Genomic DNA, 24,171 nt, shown 5'->3' on the forward strand with positions numbered 1-24,171 from the left:
AATAACAACTTGAGTGAGACCATCGGAGATGTTGCGGCTCTCGGCCCTGGTGCCAACGGTGCCCAGGGTGACGATGTTGGCACGATCGTGACGGGTGGTTCCGGCGGCGGCGTGGGCGTTGCCAACGGCACGGGAGGGTTTACGGGCATCGCCGGCGGCACAGGCCAAGGCGCGTTCCGAACCCCCAGTGCGGGTGGCGGAGGCGGCGCCGGTGTGTATTGGGCGGGCACCTCGCTGATTATCGACCCGCTCATCCTTGATGCGGGCGGTACCGGCGGTGCTGGCGGTGATCCCGGCGGCTCCGGCGTAGGTAGCACGGGCGGCGGCGGAGGCGGCGCGGGATTCGTTGGCGTGCCCAGCATGCTCGCCATCACCAATGCCAGCGCAACGCTCCAGGGTGGTGCTGGTGGTGCGGGCGGCGGCGGCGCTGGCTCGTCGTACGGCGGCGGTGGTGGCGGCGGCGGCGATGGCTTGCTCGTTTTCGGCAACAACAGTTCGATAAGCAATGGCGGCAGCATTCTCGGTGGCGCAGGCGGTGCAGGCGGTTCCGGCAGCGTCGTGACCGGAAACGCAGGTAATAGCGGGTCCGGCATCAACGCGATCGGCAGCGGCTTCACGGTGACCAACCAGGCGCCGGGGCAGATCGTCGGCGGTGCGGCCACGGGCAATGGCGCGCCGGGTGTTGGCGTGCACGCTGCCAACGGCGGCGCACGCATCGATAACTTTGGCCTGATTTCCGGCGGCCTTGGCGGCCCCACGGGACATGGGGCGGCCATCTACTTCGGTGGTACCAACAACCGGCTGGTTGCCGAATCAGGCTCCACGGCACATGGCGTCGTCGAAATCGGCAGCGCGGCCAGCGCGATCGTGCTCGGGCAAGGGAATGCCACACTAAATGGTGTGCTGCTTGACGGTGGCGGCGCGACGTTGCAGATGAACCTGACCAGCGGTGTGCTCGATATCGGTGGCACCATCACCGGTACCGGCGACGTGGCTAGCGCGGGTTCCGCTGACTTGATCCTGCGCGGCGTCACCCTGACAGGCGCCCTCACGCTGGATCACACCGGCGATACACAGGTTTCCGGCGCCACCCACACCACCGGCCTGCAGAGCTTTGCAGGCCCCGTCACGCTTGCGGGCGACTCGCAGTTCACGAGCACCGGGGGAGCCATCACGTTTAGTGGCACCGTTGATGGCGCGCGGGCGATGACGGTGTCGACGCCGGGGGCACTCACCTTCGGAAGTGACGTTGGCAGCACGACGGCGCTCACCAACCTCTCGACCACGTCGGCATCCTTCCAGGCCGCCAACATCGACGCGCAGGGCCTGGCCATCACCACCACCGGCGGCCCCATCACTCAGACGGGTATCTTCAACATCATCGGAGCGAGCGCGTTCAACGCCGGTGCGAACAGCGTGACGCTGACCAATGCCAATACCTTTGCCGGGGACGTTTCGGTTATCGGGCAAGGTATCAACATCAACAGCGCCAGCGACATGACCGTGGTGGGTGTCAATAACGCCTCGGAAGGCGACCTCACTTTCTCCAGCAATGGCGTGCTGTCGCTTTCCACCGGCCTGGCCACCAACGGCAACATCTCACTTGCCTCCCAAGGGGGGGTACTGGCTCCCGACGGGATCCTGATCGCCAATGGTTCCATCGGACTCACCGGCGATACGGGCGTGACGCTAGCCCAGAACGTCAGCACCCTGGGCACGCTTACGGTCAACAGCAACGGCGATCTGACACAGACGGCCGGAAGCGTGACAGCCGCGACGTTCACCGCCAACACCGGCGGCGACATCGACCTTGCATCAGCGGCAAACAGCATCGACACGCTCGGCAACGTCACCGCCGCCAATGTCTCGCTGATCGATAGCCAGGCCTTGGCGGTAACCGGCAACGTCACCGCCAATAACATCACCCTGAATGATTCCCAAGGCGTCCTGGTAACCAATGCGATCAACGCCACCGGCACGCTGGCCATCGCTTCTGGTACCCCGCTTACCGTCGGCAACGGCGGAACCATCGGCAGCGTGAGTGGCAACATCTCCGACAACAGCATCCTTTTCTTCAATCGCTCGGATACCGTTGGATTTACCGGCGCCCTCGACGGCAATGGCCAGCTGGTACAGAAGGGAAGTGGCACGTTGCTGTTCGACGGCAATGGAACGGCATACGCCGGCAGCACCCAGGTGCAGGCGGGCAAGCTGATCGTCGGCAGCACCGCAGGTTCCACTGCGGTGCTCGCAGGCCCCGTGGATGTCGCGACCGGTGCTGGCCTCGGTGGTCATGGCCGCATCGCCGGCAGCGTCAACATGGCGGGCGGTTCCACACTGTCACCGGGAAACTCCATCGGTACGCTCACCGTGGATGGTGACCTCACCATGGCGCAAGGCAGCCTGATGGATGCCGAGCTGGGCGCGGCGGGCAATGGCGACCAGGTGGCGGTGGGTGGCAACCTCGACCTGCAAGGGGGCACGGTCAACGTGAGCGATGCTGGCGGCATGGGGCCTGGCGTTTACACCCTGTTTTCGTGGGGCGGCGCCCTTACCCAGAGCAACGGCGGGTTGAGCCTCGGTACTGTGCCGACGGGGCATCTGGTGGCGCTTCAGTACCTCACGGGACCCAAGCAAATCAACCTGCTTGATCTGACCTCTGCGACGCTGAACTTCTGGAATGCCAATGGCCTGGCGAGCGCATCGCAGATGGGCGGTGGCACAGGCACCTGGTCCAATACATCGGCGACGTGGACCGATAGCGTCGGTAGTGTCACCGGTGCAATGAACCCGCAGCCGGGCTTCGCCATCTTCGGTGGTACGCCGGGTACCGTCACCATCGACAACGGCTCCGGCCAGGTGGCCGCCACGGGCATGCAGTTCGACAGCGATGGTTACCGCGTGGTCGGCGGTCCGCTCCAGTTGGTGACCACGGACGGCACCACGCCAGTGATCCGTGTAGGTAACGGAGGCGCGCTGAGCGCCGGTTACACGGCCACCATCGATGCCGAGCTGACAGGTATGCAAGGCCTGGCCAAGAATGACGCCGGTACTCTTGTGCTCACCGCCAACAATACCTACACGGGCGACATCGTGATCAATGGCGGCGTGCTTTCCGTTGCCGCCGACGCGAATTTGGGCAACGTTGCCAATGGCGTCATGCTGCAAGGCGGCGCGCTGCGCGTCACCGGCCATACCCATACGTCCACCAATCGCGCCTTGGCGTTGACCACGGGCGGGGCGGTGGACATCGCCGATGCGTCGAACACGTTCGCATGGAATGGCGCCATCACCGGCGCAGGATCGCTGGAGAAACTCGGCGCGGGCACGCTGTTGCTCAACCATGCCAACGCGTATGCCGGTGGCACCACGGTAGGCGCTGGCACGCTGCGACTGGGCGACAGCGGCGCCATCGGTTCGGGTGCGTTGTCGCTGGCATCCGGCAGTACGCTGGATCTCGCAGCGAGCGGCCTTGCGCTCACCAACGCGGCAAGTGTGACGGGTGCGGCAACGGTTAACGTCGACGGTTCGAATGTGGCTGGCCTCGGCGGCGTCATCGCCGATGGCTCATCGGCCGGCGCGTTGACCAAGACCGGCACCGGCGAACTGCACCTGACCGCCAACAACACCTACACCGGCGCGACCACGATCGCCGCAGGCACCTTGCACGTGGGTGACGGCGGTACGCAAGGCGCGATCGCCGGCGATGTCGTTGACCATGGCACCTTGGTGTTCGATCGTTCCGACGACGTGACGTATGGCGCTGCGTTGTCCGGTGAGGGAGCGTTCCAGAAGCTCGGCAGCGGCACGCTGCACCTGACGGGTAACAGCAGCGCGTTCACCGGTACCACCGACATCACCGCAGGCACGTTGCAACTCGACGGCTCGCTCGGTGGTGTGCTGTCGATGGCCAATGGCACGGTGCTCACCGGTAGCGGCACGGGCGGCAGCCTGATGTTGCAGTCCGGTGCGGAGGTCTCGCCGGGTGGTCAGGGTGTACCGGCAACGCTCTCGTTCGCGGGCGACCTGACCATGGCAGCTGGCACGCACTACACGGTGGACGTGACCGATGCGGGGCAGGGCGATCGCATTGCCGTTGCCGGCCACGCCACCTTGCAGGGAGGCTCCGTGGTAAGCCTCGGCACGGGCGAAAATTGGGGCGCCTCCCACACGTATGAGATTCTCTCGGCCGCCAATGGTGTGACAGGCACATTCGTGGGCGTGTCGTCGAACCTGGCGTTCCTGACCCCGTCGCTGGCGTATACGGCCAACGCCGTGAACCTTACGCTCAGCCGCAACGAAGTTGCCTTCCCGGATGTGGCGGTCACGCGCAACGAGCGGGCGTCGGCTGCTGCGACGGAAGCGCTTGGTGCAGGCACGGCGGTGTACGACACGGTGCTGCGGCTCGATGCCGCTGGTGCGCGCGCGGCCTTCGACAGCCTTTCTGGTGAAATCCAGGCCAGCACGCGCACGGCCATCGCCGACGATCAGCGCTACCAGCGCGAGGCGATCAACAACCATCTGCTGGACACTGATGCCGCGAACGACGGGCACGGCGTATCGGCCTGGGCCTCCACCTGGGGCCACTGGGGCCACTACGACGGCGACGGCAATGCCGCGCGCACGAACGCGAATGGCAGCGGCCTGCTGGTGGGCGCGGACACCCTTGTTGGGCAGACGACGCGGCTCGGCTTTGCGGTGGGTACGGGACAGGTCTCGGTCTCTACGCCCGCACGCGACTCGTCCGCCAATGTTCGCACGCGCACGGCGGGCCTCTATGCAGGCGGCCGTGAGGGAGCGTTCCAATGGCAGGCTGGGGCGTTGTACGGGCAGGAGGATATTCGTACCCATCGCACGGTGACCGTTGGCGATCTGGGCGGGCGCGTCAACAGCGATGACGACGCACATGCCGCGCAGGGCTATGTGGAGGCGGCGTACGTCTTCGATGGCACGCGCGGGTCGTGGGCGCCGTTCGTCAATGTGGCCTATCAGCAGTTGCGTACGCCGGACATTCGCGAGCACGGTGCGTTTGGCGCGCTGGATATCGACGCTGGGCGGTCAGCCCAGACGTTCGGCACGCTTGGCTTGCGTGGTGAGGCGAAGCTGGGCGATAGCGGCACGGCGATCTTCGGCAGCGTGGGCTGGCGTCATGCCAGCGGCGATGTCGATGCGTCGTCGCGCATGCGCTTTGACGGAAGTGCCACGAGCTTCGATATCCAGGGTGTGCCCATTGCCGCCAACGCCGGGATGGCCACGGCGGGTTGGCGATTCCGGCCGGCCGCGAACGTTGTTGTCGATGCGACGTATAGCGGGCAGTTCGCAGGGGAGGCGAGGGATCAATCTGCGCGTTTGAGTGTGGACTGGATGTTCTGACGCCTCGCCCCGTCGTGACCAGCGCCGGCGTCGTGACTTACGCGTGCGACGAAGCTGTCGACTCCCTGTATTTTCGCGCGCTTGAAAAGTTCGGGTTGGCAGGCGCGGGGGAAGAGCGATTAGATGGGGTTGTCGCGGGTAGGGCGACGCCGATGTCCGCTTTGCCCCTCGCAAGTCCCGCTTGCCACATATAAAGCGTCCGTCGATACGGGCGCGGCTACACTCGGTCATGATGAACATGCCATCCCGCCTACCTGTGGCAGGCGTCCACAACGACTGCGGCGCGACGTTTCCTCCGAGGACTTTGGCCACGTTGTGGGGGTTGTGGGCGGTATTCTGGCTGCTCATGATCAGCGTCTCCATCGAGAATGAGCTCCGTAGTTCGCTCATACGGTGGTGGGAGCCAGTCTTGTGGGAGGGGAGTTCGGCCCTGGTCTCAACAGGATGGATGTTGCTTGCAGTCCGGGTTCGCGGGCGCCATGCGTCGTATCTGGACAAGCCCTTGATCTGGTTCGGTAGCTATCTGCGATGGTTGCCGTTGGTCTTCATCACATGGATTGCGGCCGTCTACACGATACGACATGGCGTCTACGCCGCCGTGGGCCGTACCTACGAGCATCCAGGCTGGGGCTTCGTCGTTGTGTATGAGAGCCTCAAACTGACGTATTTCAGCGGACTATGGCTCGGGGTGCTGTTTGGTATCGATTCTTATGGGCAGTGGCAACTCCAATGGCGCCGTTTGTTGCAAACGCAGAAAGCGCTGGCCGAGGCACAACTTGCCCATCTGCAGGGGCAACTGCGGCCCCATTTCCTGTTCAATGCACTCAATACCGTCTCAGCCCTGATGCATACGGACGTGGCGCGGGCCGACCGTTTGGTTGCAGCGCTCGGGGATCTGCTGCGTATCAGTCTTCGGTCCATTGAGAATGAGATGACGCCACTCGCCGAAGAATTCCGCACACTTGAGTTATACGCGGACATCATGCACGAGCGGTTTAGGGATCGCGTGACGCTGAGCTGGCAGGCTGATCGGGCGCTCCTGGACATTCCCGTTCCCGTACTTTTGCTGCAGCCCTTGCTTGAGAACGCGTTCAAACACGGCGTCGAGCGCACGGTGATGCCCGTACGCATCCATATCAGTGCCCAGCGCGAAAACGGCTCGCTGGAAATCAGCGTCAGCAACTCGGACTCCATGCTGGCGCCGGAGCATCTCGACGGGGTCGGGCTCCGCAACTGCCGTGAGCGGCTGGGCATCATCTACGGCAATGCGGCCTCCCTGCTGGTGCGCAACGAGGGCAATGGCGTTGCCGCGCGCGTCTCGATACCGCTGACGGATGCCATTCCATGATCCGCGTCGTGATCGCCGACGACGAGGCGCCGGCCCGCGAGAAACTCGAGCGCTGGCTGTCGGATCAACCGGACATGGCGGTGGTCGGATCTGCCGAGGATGGACTATCCGCGTCGCAGTACATCGAACGATTCCGCCCGGAGGTGGCCTTTCTCGATGTCCAGATGCCAACGTTGTCGGGACTCCACGTCGCGGCGCAACTTGAGCCATCGAGCGCTCCGCTGATCGTTTTCGTGACCGCATTTGACGAACATGCGGTGAAGGCGTTCGACCTCAATGCGGTCGACTATCTGCTCAAGCCATATGACCGGGATCGTTTCGCGCGCACCGTGCAGCGTGTCAGGGAGCGGCTGCATACCCATCAATCCGGCGCTGCAGCGGTAGCGATTGGGCGCGCACGGACTCCTTCCTGCGAGCGCTTGCTCGTACCCGATGGCGAGCGGCTAAAGCTGATCGATGCGGCTTCCGTCGAATGGCTCGAAGCCGACGACAACTATGTCAACGTGCACACGACGACACGCACCTACCTGCTGCGCAGGACACTGCAGGACCTGCTATCCCAACTGGGCGAACAGCGCTTCGTGCGGATCCACAAGTCGACGGTGGTGAACCTCGGTTCCATCGGATCGCTCACCCCACTCTTCAAGGGTGACTACGAAATCCACCTGCATAACGGCCGCATTCTCCGCCTCAGCCGGCGGTATCGCGACGCGTTATTCGCCCGCATGGGCCAGTAGCGTCCGGCTCGCCACGCCGACGTCTCCATTCACCCCAAATCTGCTGTGAGCTGGCTGCCGATGGACCAAGCTCCTGCCTGTCGGCGGGGAAGGGGACTTGATTCAAGCCTCCTGCCGACGAATTCATTTGCGCAGAAAGTGAAACTTGATGGCTGTTGCCAGCGTCCGCTGGTGCGCGCCTTGCTGTTCCTGCCTGCGGTGATGTGAAGCGTGTGGTTATCCGCACTCCTGTTTGTAGAAGCGATAGTGCATCAAGGGGAAAGGAATGTTCGGCTACTACTTTGACCTTGCCTTGCGTAGCCTTCGGCGCAACAAGGCGCTCACCGTGCTGATGGTGCTGGCTATCGCGCTGGGCATCGGCGCCAGCATGACCACATTGACCGTACTGCATGTGTTGTCGGGTGATCCGTTGCCGGGAAGGAGCAGCACCTTGTATGCGCCGCAACTCGATCCGCGCGACATGGGTAACTACCAACCCCACGGCGAGCCGCCGGATCAGGTCACCTGGATCGACGGCATGAACCTGCTGCGGGCGAAGCGGGCCGATCGCCAGGCGCTGATGACGGGCGGCTCGGTGGCCATCCAGCCAGCGCAGTCCGCGCTCGATCCGTTTTACCAGACGGCGCGCTACACCACGGCCGACTTCTTTCCCATGTTCGCGGTGCCGTTCCAGTATGGCCATGCCTGGGCCGCGTCCGAGGATGCGGCCAGCGCGGCCGTGGTAGTGATCAGCAGCAAGCTCAATGACAAGCTGTTCGGTGGTCGCGACAGCAGCGGACGCATGCTGCGCGTGGAGGGTCATGCCATGCGCATCGTCGGCGTGCTGGGCGACTGGCGGCCGAGCCCGCATTTCTATGACCTCCACGTGAAAAACTACAGTGGGAACGAAGGTGTCTACCTGCCGTTGTCTACCTCGCAGGACCTGCACCTGGCGCATCTCGGCGGCGCCAATTGCTGGGGCAATGGCGGTGCCGACGCCACTCCCACAGCGCCTTGCGTGTGGCTGCAGTTCTGGGTGCAACTGGACACGCCGACCCAGGCCGCCGCCTACCAGCAGTTTCTGATCCATTACTCGCAGGAGCAAAAGTCGTTGGGTCGCTTTCTGCGTCCGCCCAACGTACGCCTGCGCAACCTGATGCAGTGGCTGGACTACGAGCAGGTCGTGCCCGGCGATGTACAGCTGCAGACCTGGCTGGCACTGGGTTTCCTGCTGGTATGCCTGGTCAACACGGTAGGCCTGATGCTGGCCAAGTTCCTGCGCCGCTCCGCTGAACTGGGGGTGCGCCGTGCGCTGGGCGCATCACGGCGTGCGCTGTTCATGCAGTTGCTGGTGGAGTCGGGTGTGATCGGGCTTGCGGGTGGTCTTGGCGGCCTGCTGCTGGCGTATCTGGGCCTGTGGGTGGTGCGACGACGGCCGGCGGATTACGCCTCGCTGGCGCATCTGGATGGCCCGATGCTGTTGATGACGCTCGTGCTGGCGGTGGTTGCCAGTCTGCTGGCCGGTGCGTTGCCGGCCTGGCGTGCCTGTCGTATCGCCCCCGGCCTGCAATTGAAGAGCAACTGAGATGGACATCCGACCGATTCTCTCCACTCTGCGCCGACACAAGATCACCGCATGGCTGTTGATTGTGCAGATGGCGCTGACCTGCGCCATCGTGTGCAACGCGGTGTTCCTGATCCATCAACGCTTGCAGCGCATGGACATTCCCAGCGGCATCGCCGAGCACGATCTGCTGCAGATCAAGTTTGCGTACATCGGCGATCGACCGGATGCCTACGCGCAGGCCCAAACCGATCTGGCGACGTTGCGGCAGATCGCCGGGGCGCAGGCGGTGGCCTTGGCAAACCAGCTGCCGCTCAGTGGTTACGACATGTCCAGCAGCGGCCTCAAGCTGCGCCCCCAACAGCGGCAGAACTCGCTTGAGGCGGCGAGCTACTACGGCCAGAACCTGCTGACGACGCTGGGTGTACGGCTGATTTCGGGGCGCGATTTTCAGCCCGATGAGCTGATCGATCTGAAAGCCGTCATGCCTGCGCTGCATAGCGACGATATGAAAAACCTGCCCCACACCGTGATCGTCGCCCAGGCAGTCGCCACGCGCCTGTGGCCAGGCCGGAGCGCGTTGGGGAAGACGATCTACGTTGGTGACGACATACCACTGCAGGTGGTCGGCGTGAGCGCGCCACTGGCACGGCCGGACAACCTGCAGATGGGTGCCCAGTACAGCGTCGTTCTTCCGATACGCCTGACCGCGACGGAAGGGGGGAGTTACGTGATCCGCACCGCCCCGGAGGATCGCGAGAAGGTGCTGAAATCCGCGCTGGCTGCGCTCAAGCGCCTCGACCCCCACCGCATCGTGCTGGAGCAGCGCACCTATGACGAACTACGCCAGGGATTCTTCGAGAACGACCGCGCCATGGCCGGCATGCTGGTGGGCGTCATCGTGGCGCTGCTGATCGTCACCGCGCTGGGTATTGCGGGGCTGGCCAGTTTCTGGGTGGGGCAGCGCCGCCGCACCATCGGCGTGCGCCGCGCGCTGGGTGCCACCCGAAGCAACATCATGCATTACTTCCAGACCGAGAATTTCCTGCTGGCTACCATCGGCATCGCACTCGGCATGGTGCTGGCCTATGGCATCAACCTGCTGCTGATGCAGCATTACGAATTGCCGCGACTGCCGGCCATCTATTTCCCGGTCGGCGCGATCGCCTTGTGGTTGATCGGCCAACTCGCCGTGCTGGCACCGGCGCTGCATGCCGCCGCGGTGCCTCCGGTAGTGGCGACGAGAAGCGATTGAGCCTGGAGGCGGATTCAGCGGCGAGGCGTCGGTGCCGGAGAAGGGTGATTGTCCCGTGATATCGGGGCACGGTGGAGGCAGCTCCCGACCCGGAGCGGCCCAAGTTTCACAGGCAAGGACGCGTCGGTTTGTATACGCGGTCAAGCCATATGACCCGGCAAACTCCTATCAGGATTCCGGATCGAACATGATCTCGCGAACCTCCTGCGCGCAGCGACATGCGGCAGCGATCCTGGCAGCCCAAACATGCGCATCTTCACGTGAGGAAACCTCGATGATCGAAAAGCCTCCGATAACTGCCTTTGTCTCCTGCACAGGCCCGGTTGTGACGGTCCCGTCTGTCGCAACAATGGTCGATTGCTGGCGCTCTATGCCGCAGCCGAAGATCCACACCCCGGCGGCCTTCGCTTCTCGAAGCACCTTGTGTGCTGCCTCGCCCACCCATGGCCAGTCTTCCTCCCGGATATGGTCCATCGAGCCGTCATCAAACGAAATCAGGTACCGTTGATTTGCCACTTTGGCGTCAGTAGTCATGGGATTCTCCATGCAGGTCGGATCAGGCTGCCAGCCACAGTGACTAGCTTGACCTGGTCCTGCCAACTAAACGAACGAAGGTGCACGCGATCGACAGGGGTGCCCGCGACAAACTCTTCCGGAGTATTGTCGATTTCGGATCATCAGCTTCGTCGTCAGTGCATCCCCACTCAAAAGGATTCACATGAAATACCTCGGCCTGGCCTACTTCACCCCGGAAAAATTCGCCGCGATGGCGCCGGACGACGTCAAGGCATTGGTGAGCCAGTGCCCGGCACTGGACGAGAAGATGCGCGCTACTGGCAAGGTCCTGGTCTCCGCGTCGCTTGGCGATCTGGATGGCTGGAGGACACTTCGCTCGCGCAAGGGCAAGACGCACATCAGCGATGGGCCTTACACCGAGTCGAAAGAAGTGGTGGGCGGCCTGTTCATCATCGAGGCGGACAGCCATGACGAGGCGCTGCGCATCGCATCCATGCACCCGGCCGCCAAGCTCGGCGAAGAAGGCGGATGGGCCGTCGAGCTTATCCCCATGGATTTCTACCTGGACCGATGAGGGCTTTGTACACCTGCCTCAAGAGCGCTTTGGCGGCCTTCCTCTTCAAAGACCTTCGCGGCTGGGCAGTTGTCGCGGCGATGTCCGCTTCTGATCGGACACGGACGTTTGGCCAGGCGATCAGGTCAAGCTAGCGGGGCCGTGGATGCCCCGGAACATCCATCCGAAACTACGACTAAGTCTCCACGGCACCTGTGCTTGCCCACTGTTTTTCAGTTCGCCGATTTCGTGACGGGCAGCACCTTTTGGCGCGCATGACCGTGACTTCTGTCCGGTGGAGTGCGTTACCTGCTTTGCTAACATTCGCGACCATGTGAACCGCTGGTAGCAATATCTCAGCGGTGCCATCGAAAGCCTACAGGGGGCGATTGGTGATGGTTGACGAAGTTTGCGTGTCTACTGATTTCGTCGAGGCCGACGAGATCGACGAGTTCTGGCGCTATGTGGCATGCCCGATCGTCGAGCCGCTGCCGATGGCGGCAGATCGACATCGTCCGCTGCAGGGATTGACGCGATCGCGCGTGGTCGGCTCGCTGCTGATCGGCACCACGTCGTCGAGCCGGCAGCGGCATCCGTGCGATCGACGCCTCGCGGTGCGGAGCGGGTTCGATCACTACCTCGTGCAGGCGCTCACGGCGGGCGCGCTGCAGGGTGATTTCAATGGCATCGCCGTGACGGCGCACTCGGGCGACATCTGCATTTTCGATCTTGCCCAGCCACTGAAGAGCCAAGTGGAGGCGGGTGCCTCGATATCGGTGGCGCTGCCGCGGCAACTGCTGAAAAAGGTCGTCGGCTCGCGCAACCTGCACGGTACCGTGCTGAAGGCAGATTGGCCGATGACGCCATTGCTGGTCGCCTGCCTCGGCGGCCTGTGCACACTGGCAAAGCCACTGCCGGAAATGCAGGCGTTGGCGGCGCAGGAAGCGTTGGTGATGCTGTTGTCGGCAGCACTGAAAGGCCGTTGGGCGATCGACGTTGGCGATGTAGCGTCACTGGCAGCGAGGCTGCGGCAGCGCATCATGGAATTCATGCAGCGCAATCTCTATCTGCTGGATCTGTCGCCGGATTTTCTGTGTCGCCGCTTCAACGTGTCGCGCGCGCATCTGTATCGGGCGTTCGCGGCTGACGGGGGCGTGGCCAAGGTGCTGCGCGACATGCGCCTCGACGCGGTTTATCGCGAACTCACCCAGGTGGGTCGCATCTCGCGCTCGATTACGGAAGTGGCCTATAGCCTGGGTTTTTCCAGCGGCAATCAGTTGCTCAGGAGTTTCCGTGCGCGTTTCGGCATGACGCCCAGCGACGCCAAGGCGGCGAGGTCAGGCGACAAGGCGCAGCAGGGTGTGGAGTTGCAGGCGCACCTTGCGTGCCTCCCCGACAAGGCCCCACCGACCTGACGGACGCGTTGCCGAGCGGGCAACTCTCGCATCGCCACAGCGTGTCCCTTCCTGCGCGCATGTGCTGCCGATTGAAATGAGACGTCACGCCGAACGAAAGGAGACGCCACGCCGATCCCTTGGCGCATTCCTTGAATAACCTTGCATGAAGCTTTCATAAACGCTGTCGACATTGCGTAGGGATTAACTCTTGTGTGACGCCAGTCGGCAGCTGATCGGCCGGAGAACCCCCTCCGGCTCAGGGATTAGTTCGTGTTCTTGTTTCGAACCGATTTAAATCGATTGCATACGCCGACATCCGACGCCCGTCAGCTGCGTTCGGCAGCTCGCGCGCATGCCTTCTCCCATGCACAAACCCGCCAGATGCCGTCTTCGCGGCGCCTGCGCGATGCCTTTGCGCAGTGGCACCGCAGGCGCCAACGAACGGGTTTTGATTCGGCCTGAGTCACCACGGCCATCGCACCACCACGCACAGCTTCATCCGACTGCACATCGACAGGGGAATTTGATGAACCGGGTATTTCGCATCGTCTGGTCCACGGCACTCAATACATGGGTGGTAGCTTCCGAACTCGCGGGCAAGCACGGCAAGGGGCGTGGGCGCCCCAGTGCGATGAGTTGCGACGAACGTCCCGCGCTACGCCTGGCGTCGGCCGGTTGGACCTTGCGCCTGGGCTTGCTTGCTGCGATGTCGGTTCTGTATGCACCAACGGCGTTTTCCACCGATCTCTACTGGGACGTCAACAGTGGCACCGCCGGCAGCGGCGGCACGGGCACCTGGAACATCACCTCGCCACTGTGGAACAGCGCCAGCGATGGGGTCGCCGGTCCCTTTGTCACCTGGGACAACGCCGCGTTCGACAACGCCGTGTTCGCCGGCACCGCCGGCACGGTGACGCTGGGTGCGCCGATCACGGTGCAGAACCTGACGTTCGGCGTCAGCGGATTTACCCTCACCGGCGGCACCCTGACACTGGGCGGCACCACGCCGACCATCACCAACAACGGCACCGCGGCCACCATCGATTCGATCATCGCCGGCAATCAGGGCCTGACCAAGACGGGCAGCGGCCAGTTGATCCTGTCGGGCACCAACATCTTCACCGGCGGCGTCAACGTGCAGGCGGGCACGCTCACGCTCGCCACCGATGCCGCCCTTGGCACATCCGGCAACGGCCTGACCATGGCCGCGGGCACTGCACTGACTGCAACGACCGGGCTGGCGGCCACTCGCGTGGTGACCTTGACCAGCGGCTCGATCACCTTGCGTGGCGCGGGCGCAGCCCGCTTCACCGGCGCGGGAGGCATCGCGGCGGCCAGTGGCGTGACGATGAGCAACGCCGCCGACGACTACACCGGCCGGACGATTTTTGCCGGCGGCGGCACCTACGGTTTCACCTCGGTAGGCAACCTGGGGCAGGCCAGCGCGCTGGGCGCACCGACGGATCCGTTGAACGGACTGATCACGGTGCAGGCGGGCGGTGGTCTCGGCGGCACGCTGAACTATACCGGTACCGGCGACACCTCCAACCGCGACTGGCAATTCCAGAACACGTCCAGCGGTGGCAACTCGTTGAGGAACCTCGGCACTGGCACGCTGACCCTCACCGGCAACATCTCCAATACCAACCCATGGCTGCTGACCATGGGCTTCTCGGCGCAAACCGCCGACATGGCACTGCTGGGCGTCATCAGCAGCGCCTCCGATCAGGCCTTCTCCTATGCGGGCACTGCGGGCCGCACCATCACGCTAGGCGGCGCCAACACTTACACCGGTGCTTCGAGCATCAACGCCATCACGGTCGTGGCGCCGGTGCTGGCCGCCACTGGCAGCAACAGCTCGTTCGGCACCGGCACCGCCGGCGGCATCAGCCTGACCAACGGCACGCTCAGCTATGTTGGCGGGGCGGTCACCACGGATCGTGCGTTCAACGTTGCAGGCGCCAGTGCCATCGACAACGACGGCGCCGGCGCACTCGCACTCACGGGTACAGTCGCGACCGCCGCGACCAACGCCGTACTGACACTCGGTGGAAGTTCCGCCGGTGCGAACAGTTTGTCAGGCATCGTTTCCGGTCCCGGCAGCGTGACCATGAATGGCGCGGGCAGCTGGGAACTTGACGGCGACAACACCTATACCGGCACCACCACGGTGCAGGGCGGCACCTTGATCGCCGGCACCGACCAGGCGTTGGGCGCCACCAAGGCGGTGGTGGTCAATGGCGGCACACTCGACCTCAATGATCAGAACATTATCGTGCCCTCGCTCGCCGGCACCGGCGGCAGCGTGGACCTGGGCAGCGGCACGCTCACGCTCAAATCCGGTACGGGCAGCACGACGTATGCAGGCAGCATCATCGGTACGGGCGGACTGACCAAACTGGGTGCGAGCACGCAGACGTTGACCGGCGCCAACACTTACAGCGGCGACACCCTCGTCGGCGGCGGTACGCTGGCACTGAATTTTGCTGCCGCAGGCGCACCGGCGAGCAACATCATCAACAGTGCTTCGGCGCTCAATCTCAATGGCGGCACGCTGGTTATCACCGGCGGAGCAGCGACCAACAGCCAGAGCTTCAGTGGCCTCGATGTCACGGCGGGCAGCAATCGCATCAACACCACGGCCGCCAGCGGCCACACCTTGAATGTGGGGCTCGGCGCGATCAACCGCAGCGGCGGCCTGGTCGATTTCGATTTCAACACCGGCAGCACCATCACCACGACGCACGCCGATGGCGCGCTCGGCGGCTGGGCCACCGTCAACGGCACCGACTATGCGCAGGTGACGGGCGGGGTGATCACCGCGTTCACCGACTATGCGGACAAGGACAACGCCGCCACTTGGATGAACGGCGACATCGTCAGCGACGAAGGTGGCGCCGCCAACACGCCGTATACCGGCACGGTCAACGGCAATGTCGCACTCGGTGGTCTCAAGTACACCGCGGCAGCGAATTCCACTGTCACTGTCGGCGCTGCCAACACGCTCAGCGTGGATGGCAACATCATCGTCTCGCCGAGCGCCAATGGCGCCGCGCAAAATATCCAGGGCGGATCGATCACCGGCGGTGTCGGTGGTAGCCCGTTGGGCGTGCTGCAGAATAACACCGGCAATTTCTTCATCACTTCCACCATCGTCGACAACGGCGGAGCCACCAGCTTTGTCTCTGGCGGGTCGGGCACGGGCACGGTCCAATTGAGAGGCGCCAACACCTATACCGGTGGCACGACGATCAGCGGTGGCACGCTGTACATCAACAGCATCGCCAATGGCGGTGTGGCGAGCGCGATCGGCGCGTCGTCGGCGGACCCGTCCAACCTGGCGATCGAGAACGGCACGCTGCATTACGTCGGTGCCACCGCGTCCACCGATCGCGGCTTCACCCTGGTCAATGGTGGCCCGTCGCGCACGATCCAGGTCGATAGCCCAACGACGCTTTCTTTTAGTGGTCAGGTCACCAGCCCGGATGATGCAGGCTTCAACAAGACCGGCGCCGGCACGCTGGCGTTGACCAATCCGGGCAATGATTTTGTCGGGCCGGTGGTGGTCAGCGGCGGTCTGCTCTCGGTCGCGACGCTGGCCGATGGCGGGCAGGTCAGCAGCCTTGGGGCAGCAACCAGTGACTCGAGCAATCTGCAGCTGACTGGCGGTGGCTTGGAATACACCGGCGGCACGGTGGACATCGATCGCGGCTTCACCCTGGCCGGTGGTCCCGGTCACATCGCCGTCGATCAGGCCGGCACCACGCTAACGGACGATGGCACCGTGGTTGGCGGCGGATCGCTGATCAAGGATGGCGCGGGCACGCTCGTGCTCACGGGTACCAACACCTACACCGGTGGCAACACCGTCACTGCCGGCACGCTGCAGGCTGGCTCCGCCCAAGCCTTTGGCGGCACCGCCACGGGTGCAGGTGCTGGCCAGCTGACGGTGAACGCCGGTGCGACCGCCGACCTCAACGGTTTCGCGGTCTGGGTCACCGGACTCAATGGCGCGGGCAACGTCACGCTCGGCAATACCGGCGTGCTGCAGTTGCGGGGTACCGGCACATTCAGCGGCAACATCAGTGGTGCGGGTGGGGTGAGCGCTCTTTCCGGTACCAACCAGACATTCAGTGGCTGCGGCAATAGTTACACCGGCGCTACCATCATCGCGAGCGCCACGGTGACCACGGACTGCCTCGCCAACGGCGGCCAGAACAGCGGCATCGGCGCGTCCACCTCCGATCCGGCGAATCTCGCCTTCACCAACGGCACGCTGGTCTACACCGGCGCCACCGTAAGCATCGATCGCGGCATCCAGCTGACCGGCGGCGCGGGCGGCCTCAACATCGCCAACGCGGCAACCACGCTCACCATCGGCGGGTCGATCCAGGGCGCAGGCAATCTGACCAAGCAGGGAGCCGGCACGCTGGTGCTGACCAACAGCAATACCTACACCGGCGGCACTACGCTCAGCGCGGGCACCTTGCAGGCGGGGGCGACTAATGCCTTCGGCACCGGTTATATCAATTACTTCGATGTGGCCGGCGCGCAGCTCGACCTCAATGGATTCAACACCTCGGCAAGCTACATCACCGGCGGCGGCAGCACCGGTGGCAATACCGATCTCGGCGGCGCCACGCTGACCATCAATTCCGGCGCCAACTCCGCCGCCGCGGCCAACTACGGCGGCACCATCACCGGCACCGGCAACGTGGTGAAGAACGGCGGCAGCTTCGAGTATCTCTCAAGCGCTGCGAGCAACTATGTCGGGACCACCACCGCCAACGCCGGCATTCTCGAAGTCGCCAAACTTTCCAATGGTGGCGCGGCCAGCTCGATCGGTTCGTCGAACAACGCCGCGGCCAATCTCGTGCTCAACGGCGGCACTTTCGAATACGTGGGAAGCGGCGATAGCACCGATCGGCTGTTCACCCTCGGCGCATCCAACAGAAGTGCGCTCAACGCCTCTGGTACCGGCGCGGTTCAGTTCACCAATACCGGCGCGATCGCCTTCAGCACGCCGAACACGGCACAGACGGTTACGCTCACCGGCACCAGCGCCGACAACAACAGCCTCGCCGCGCAGATCACCGACAACGGCACCGGCAAGACCTCCCTCAGCAAGACCGGTGTCGGCACCTGGATCCTGCGCAACGCCGCCAGCAATTACACCGGCGTCACCACGATTTCGGGAGGCGTGCTTGGTGTAGATCACCTGACCAACGGCGGTCAGGCCAGCAGCATCGGCTCGTCGTCGAACGCGGCCACCAACCTGGTGATCGGCAACGGCGCGACGTTGCGCTACACCGGCACCGGCGACACCACCGATCGGCTGTTCACGTTGTCGGGCGGCACCAGCGTGATCGAATCGTCGGGCACCGGTGCGATCGATTTCGCCAATACCGGTTCGGCTGCGTATGCCGGCAGCGGCAATCGCACACTCGGTCTGGGCGGCACGAATACCGATGACAACACCATGGGCGGCACCATCATCGATGGCCCGGGCGGCATCACCACGCTGGCCAAGAACGATGCAGGCACATGGTTACTCACCGGCACCAACACCTACACCGGTAACACCGTGGTCAATGACGGCCTGCTGCAGATCGGCAATGGCGGCACCAGCGGCTCGATCGCCAGCGCCACGATGATCGTCGACACCAACGGCACGCTGGGCTTCGACCGCTCCGACACGATGACCCTCGACGGCGTCATCTCCGGCGCGGGCAAGGTGCAGCAGTCCGGCACCGGCACCACCGTGCTGACCGCCACCGAAACCTACACCGGTGGCACCACCATTGCTGCCGGCACGCTGCAGTTGGGCAATGGTGGCGCGAACGGCTCCATCCTCGGCAACGTGATCGACAACGGCACGCTGACTTTCGATCGTTCGGACGTCTATACGTTTGGCGGCCTGATCTCCGGTACCGGTGGCCTGGTACAGAATGGCACCGGTACCACCGTGCTCACCGGCACCAACACGTACAAGGGCGCGACAACCGTAAGCGCGGGCACATTGCTGATCGACGGCGACGAATCCGCCGTCTCCGGCCTCGGCACGTCGGTGTTGAGTGGCGCCACGCTGGGCGGTACCGGCATCATCGGCAGCAATGTACGGATCAACAACGGTGGCATCTTCAGCCCGGGTGACACGGGCGCGGCAGGCACCTTGACCCTCAATGGCAACCTGGCGGCGGCCCCCGGCGCCATCTTCAACTACCAGTTCGGCCAGCCCAATGTGGTCGGCGGTACGCTCAACGATCTCACCGTGGTGCACGGCAACCTCGACCTCAACGGCACGCTCAATGTATCGGCCACGCCGGGCGGCAGCTTTGGTCCGGGTCTGTACCGCATCATCAGCTACGACGGCACGCTCTCCGGTAACGGCCTCACCTTGGGCACCACGCCGGCCGGCACGTATCAGGTGCAGACGTCCGTCGCGAATCAGGTGAACCTGCTCAACAGCAACGGACTCACGCTCAACTTCTGGGACGGCCCGAACGGCCATGGCAACAACACTATCGACGGTGGCGCGGGTGTCTGGCAGAACAGCACAGGCAACAGCAATTGGGCCGACCAGACGGGCCAGTACAACGCGCCGTACACCGATAGCGAGTTCGCCATCTTCATGGGCACGCCGGGCGCGGTGACGGTGGACAATTCCCTCGGAGCCGTGACCAGTTCCGGCATGCAGTTTGCGGTGGACGGCTATACCGTCACGGGTACCGGGGCCGGGATCACTCTCGCCAGCGGTCAGGATGTGATCCGCGTCGGCGATGGCACCGCCGCCGGCGCGAACATGACCGCGACCATCAACGCTCCGCTCAATGGCGCCGGCAGTCTGGTAAAGGAAGATCTCGGCACGCTGGTCCTTACTGGCAGCATTAACAACTACACCGGCGGCACGGCGATCAATGGCGGCGTACTGCAGGCATCGAGTAATACGGCCTTGGGCAATCTCACAGGCACGCTCAGCTTCGACGGTGGCACGCTGCGGACTGGTGGAGGTAATTTCGTCACGGCGCGCAGCATCACCCTCAACCAGGGTGGCGGCACGATCGACACGTCGGTCATCATGATTGCCAGCGGAGCCATCAGTGGCGCCGGCGCGCTCACCAAGATCGGCACGGGGTCGCTGTTACTCTCGGGTACCAACACATATGCCGGTGGCACGTTCATCAACGGCGGCATCGTCAACGTCAACAACGACACCAATCTCGGCAACGCATCCGGCGCGGTATCGATCAATGGCGGTACGTTGCGCAACACAGGCGCCCTTACTTCGGCCCGAGGCATCACGCTTGGCAGCGGTGGCGGCACGTTCGATACCACGGTCGATGCGACGCTGACCGGTACGATTGCCGGCGCCGGGGCGTTGTCCAAGATTGACGGCGGCACGCTGATTCTCTCCGCCGACAACACGTATGGCGGCGGCACCACCATCAGCGGTGGCGTCCTGCAACTGGGCAACGGCGGCACCACCGGCTCGATCATCGGCAACGTGGTCAACAACGGCACGCTGGTATCCGACCGCAGCGATGCATTCAACCTTGCGGGGCTGATCTCCGGCAGCGGTACGCTGGAACAGCAGGGCACCGGCACCACCGTGCTCAGCGGCAACAACACCTATGCCGGCGGCACCAATGTCCGTGCCGGCAGCCTGATCATCAACGGCGACCAGTCGGCAGCGACGGGCACCACGTCGATCGACAGCGGCGGCACGCTGGGCGGTATGGGCACCATCGGCGGCGACGTCAACGTGGCCGACGGCGGCTCGCTCAACCCGGGCAATGCCGGCAGCGCGCCGGGCACGCTGTCGATCAAGGGCAGTCTTGCGCTGAGCGATGCGTCCAGCCTCAATGTCGACATGGGCCAGGCGAATGTGGTCGGCGGTCCGCTCAACGATCTCGTGCAGGTCGGCGGCGACCTCACCCTCGACGGCACGCTCAACGTGTCGGTGTCCTCGGGCGGTTCGTTCGATCCGGGCATCTATCGCGTCATCGGCTACAACGGCAACCTGACCGACAATGGCATCAACCTTGGCTCGGTGCCATCGCCCGACTTCTTCCTGCAGACCTCGATCGCGCAGCAGGTAAACCTGGTCAACACCAATGGCCTGGCGGTGAATTTCTGGGACGGGAACGGCGCGCGCGGCGACGGCCAGGTGCAGGGTGGCGACGGCGTGTGGCAGAACGTCAGCGGCAACGATAACTGGACCGTCGTCGACGGCACCATCAACGCGCCGTACCAGGACAGCAGCTTCGCCATTTTCGGCGCCGCCGCCGGCACGGTTACCGTCGATGCAAGTCTCGGCGCGATCAACAGTTCAGGCATGCAGTTCGCTACCGATGGCTATCGCGTCGAGGGCGATGACATTGCACTGACCGGTTCGGCACCGGTGATCCGCGTCGGTGACGGCACTACCGACGGCGCGGGCATGAGCGCGACCATCGCCTCCGTGCTCACCGGCAGCGACGGCCTCACCAAATCCGACCTTGGCACGCTGGTGCTCGCCGGCGACAACACCTACACCGGCGGCACCACCATCGCCGATGGCGTGCTGCAGCTTGGCGAGGGCGGCACCAGCGGCTCGATCGTTGGCGACGTGGCCGACAACGGCACGCTGGCGTTCGATCGTTCGGACGTCCAGACATTTGGCGGCGTGATCTCCGGGTCGGGTGCGGTGACACAGATCGGCAGCGGCACCACCGTCCTTGCCGGCGACAACAGCTACACCGGAGCGACCACGGTGCAGGGTGGCACGCTGCTGATCGACGGCGACCAATCCGCGGCCAACGGCGCGACCACGGTACAGAGTGGTGGCACGCTGGGCGGCGCGGGCACCATCGGCGGCAACGTGACGGTGGCCGACGGTGCCACGCTCAGCCCCGGCGCGGCGACGGGCACAGTCGGTACGCTCACTGTCAACGGCAACCTGACGCTGGGCGCGAACAGCGCGCTCGATTATCAACTGGGCCAGGCCGGCACCGTGGGCGGTACAACCAACGACCTCACCATCGTGCACGGCAACCTCACGCTGGATGGCACGCTCAATGTGTCCGCCACCCCGGGCGGCAGCTTCGGCCCCGGCGTGTATCGCCTCTTCAGCTACGACGGAGCGTTGACCAACAACGGCCTCGCGCTCGGCACCGTGCCGACCACCGATGCGTTCGTGCAGACGTCGCTGGCGAATCAAGTGAACCTGGTCGACACCGACGGCCTGACGCTGAGTTTCTGGGACGGCCCCGGCCATGCCAACGACGGCGCCATCACCGGCGGCACCGGCACTTGGCGGCTGGCCGACAACGACTACTGGACCGATGCCACCGGTTCGCTCAACGCGCCCTACAGCAACGGTACGTTCGCCGTGTTCGGTGGCAGCGGCGGCGTGGTGACTGTGGACAATGCCAACGGCCAGGTCAGCGCTTCGGGCATGCAATTCAGCGCCGACGGCTATCAGCTGGCTGGCGGCGCCATCACCTTGACGGGTGGCGCATCGTCCATTCGCGTGGGTGACGGCACCGCTGCCGGCGCGAACATGACGGCAACCATCGACAACATGCTCGGCGGCTCCGGCATGCTGGTGAAGGACGACCTCGGCACCTTGGTGCTCAATGGCAGCAACACCTACGCCGGCGGAACCGAAGTGCACGCGGGTTCGTTGCAGATATCGAGCGACGCCAACCTCGGTGATGCAACCGGCAGCCTCTCCGTCGATGACGGCACACTGCACACCACGGCCAGTTTCGAGAGCAATCGAAGCGTCGGCCTCGGTGGCGCCGCGACGTTCGACACCGACGCCGGTACCACGCTCACGCTCGACGGGGATGTGTCCGGCAGCGGCGGCCTCAGCAAGAGCGGCGATGGCACGCTCGTGCTGGGTGGTACGTCAAGCTACAGCGGCGCCACCTCGGTCACCGCAGGCACGTTGAGCGCGGCAATGGCCAACGCTTTCAACGCAAGTTCCGCCTTCGCGGTGAAGAGCGGCGCCACGCTGGATCTCGGCGGCTTCTCGCAGCATGTGGATTCACTCGCCAACGCCGGCGTCGTCAACTTCGGCAAGACGCCGGGCACGACGCTGACGGTGCAGGGCGATTATGTCGGCCAGGGCGGCCTGCTCAACTTCAACACCGTGCTGGGCGGCGATGCCTCGGCCACCGACATGCTGGTGGTCGCCGGTGACACCTCGGGCAACTCGCTGGTGCACGTCACCCATGTCGGTGGCAGCGGCGCGGCGACTCCGCAGGGCATCAAGCTGATCGATGTGAAGGGTGTGTCCAACGGTAGCTTCGCACTGCAGGGTGACTATGTGTTCCAGGGCCAGCAGGCGGTGATCGCCGGCGCTTATGCGTATCGCCTGTACAAGGACGGCACCGACACGGCAGACGGCGACTGGTACCTGCGTTCGGCGTTGACCAATCCTCCCAGCGATCCGGGTGATCCCGGCAACGGCAACAACCCACCACCGCCGTTGTATCAGCCGGGCGTGCCTTTGTACGAAGCCTATGCAGGCATCCTGCAGCAGGAAAACACCATGGACACGCTGGTCCAGCGCACCGGCAGTCGGCAGTGGAGGAACGGCGATGGCAGCGACGGCATGCAGCCGGGTGAAGGTGTGTGGGTGCGCACGCAGGGCAGCGACCGGACCATCAAGCCGGCCTACAGCACCAGCGGCACGCACTACGACACGTCCGATTGGAAGTCCGAAGTCGGCCTGGATGCCACGCTAAGCGAGAACGGTGCCGGCAAGCTGGTGGGCGGCGCGTCGTTGCAATATGGCCACGACAACGCCAACGTGCATTCGGCCTACGGCGACGGACGCATCAACTCGCGCGCCTATGGCATCGGCACCGCCCTGACCTGGTACGGCGACAACGGCTTCTATGTCGATGGTCAGGCGCACTGGCTGAGTTTCAACTCCGACCTGCGCTCGCACACGCTCGGACGTCTGCTGGTGGACGACAACCACGCCGACGGTTACGCCCTCAGCGCGGAAACCGGCCAGAGTTTCCATCTGAGCGATGTGTGGTCGATCGTGCCGCAGGCGCAGGTGACCTACGGCAAGACCTCGTTCGACAGCTTCAACGATGTGTACGGCACTGGCGTGAGGCAGCAGAACGGCAACACCGGCGTGGCCCGCGCCGGCGCCACTCTCGACTACCTGCACACGCGTCAGGGTGCGGGCGGTGCGGTGGTCACGCACCTGTACGTCATCGCCAACGTCTACAACAACTTCCAGAACTCGGCACAGGTCAGCGTGGCCGGCACCGACTTCACCACGCGTAACGAACGCTGGTGGGGCGGTCTCGGCGTCGGCGGTGCCATCGACTGGGCCAGCGGCCGCTACTCCATCTACGGCGAAGTACAGGCCCAGTCCGGCCTGTCTCATGGCGATTCGCATGCGATGAACGGGACGCTGGGGTTCCGTATGCGTTGGTGACCCCAA

General features: G+C 64.3%; 9 protein-coding genes. 8 read left to right on the forward strand and 1 reads right to left on the reverse strand.

Annotated elements, in window-relative coordinates; all coding sequences use genetic code 11:
* Window positions 1-9 precede the first annotated feature (9 nt).
* The 5 genes from ACPPVV_RS08740 (at window position 10) to ACPPVV_RS08760 (ending at window position 10,256) form a co-directional block, all read left to right on the forward strand.
* Window positions 10-5,373, forward strand: coding sequence for an autotransporter-associated beta strand repeat-containing protein (locus ACPPVV_RS08740; protein ID WP_426703201.1), 5,364 nt, complete (start codon window positions 10-12; stop codon window positions 5,371-5,373).
* A 448-nt stretch (window positions 5,374-5,821) separates the two neighbouring features.
* Entirely contained in the window at window positions 5,822-6,721 is a 900-nt protein-coding gene (locus ACPPVV_RS08745) for a sensor histidine kinase (RefSeq protein ID WP_426703061.1), read from the forward strand.
* Window positions 6,718-7,458: a LytR/AlgR family response regulator transcription factor gene (locus ACPPVV_RS08750; RefSeq protein ID WP_426703062.1), complete on the forward strand. Its 741-nt coding sequence runs from the start codon at window positions 6,718-6,720 to the stop codon at window positions 7,456-7,458. The genes ACPPVV_RS08745 and ACPPVV_RS08750 overlap by 4 nt, the downstream gene beginning before the upstream one ends.
* Before the next feature lie 265 nt (window positions 7,459-7,723).
* On the forward strand, window positions 7,724-9,022 hold the full coding sequence (locus tag ACPPVV_RS08755; protein ID WP_426703063.1) for an ABC transporter permease: 1,299 nt from the start codon (window positions 7,724-7,726) through the stop codon (window positions 9,020-9,022).
* Window position 9,023: 1 nt separating this feature from the next.
* Window positions 9,024-10,256: an ABC transporter permease gene (locus ACPPVV_RS08760; RefSeq protein ID WP_426703064.1), complete on the forward strand. Its 1,233-nt coding sequence runs from the start codon at window positions 9,024-9,026 to the stop codon at window positions 10,254-10,256.
* 168 nt (window positions 10,257-10,424) lie between these two features.
* On the opposite strand, the gene ACPPVV_RS08765 is transcribed toward ACPPVV_RS08760, so the two are convergent.
* Entirely contained in the window at window positions 10,425-10,790 is a 366-nt protein-coding gene (locus ACPPVV_RS08765; protein WP_426703065.1) for a YciI family protein, read from the reverse strand.
* Window positions 10,791-10,974: 184 nt separating this feature from the next.
* Between ACPPVV_RS08765 and ACPPVV_RS08770 the strand changes: the two genes are divergently transcribed.
* The 3 genes from ACPPVV_RS08770 to ACPPVV_RS08780 all read left to right on the forward strand — a co-directional run bounded on the left by ACPPVV_RS08770 (window position 10,975) and on the right by ACPPVV_RS08780 (window position 24,165).
* Window positions 10,975-11,346 carry a YciI family protein gene (locus ACPPVV_RS08770; protein WP_426703066.1) on the forward strand — a complete coding sequence of 124 codons (372 nt, stop codon included), beginning with the start codon at window positions 10,975-10,977 and terminating at the stop codon, window positions 11,344-11,346.
* Window positions 11,347-11,738: 392 nt separating this feature from the next.
* On the forward strand, window positions 11,739-12,740 hold the full coding sequence (locus tag ACPPVV_RS08775) for a helix-turn-helix domain-containing protein (RefSeq protein ID WP_426703067.1): 1,002 nt from the start codon (window positions 11,739-11,741) through the stop codon (window positions 12,738-12,740).
* 508 nt (window positions 12,741-13,248) lie between these two features.
* Window positions 13,249-24,165 (forward strand): autotransporter-associated beta strand repeat-containing protein, encoded by a 10,917-nt coding sequence (locus ACPPVV_RS08780; RefSeq protein ID WP_426703068.1) that lies wholly within the window; start codon window positions 13,249-13,251, stop codon window positions 24,163-24,165.
* Window positions 24,166-24,171: the final 6 nt, after the last annotated feature.

The organism is Rhodanobacter sp. Col0626 (genome assembly GCF_049994385.1).
Classification (GTDB): Bacteria; Pseudomonadota; Gammaproteobacteria; order Xanthomonadales; family Rhodanobacteraceae; genus Rhodanobacter.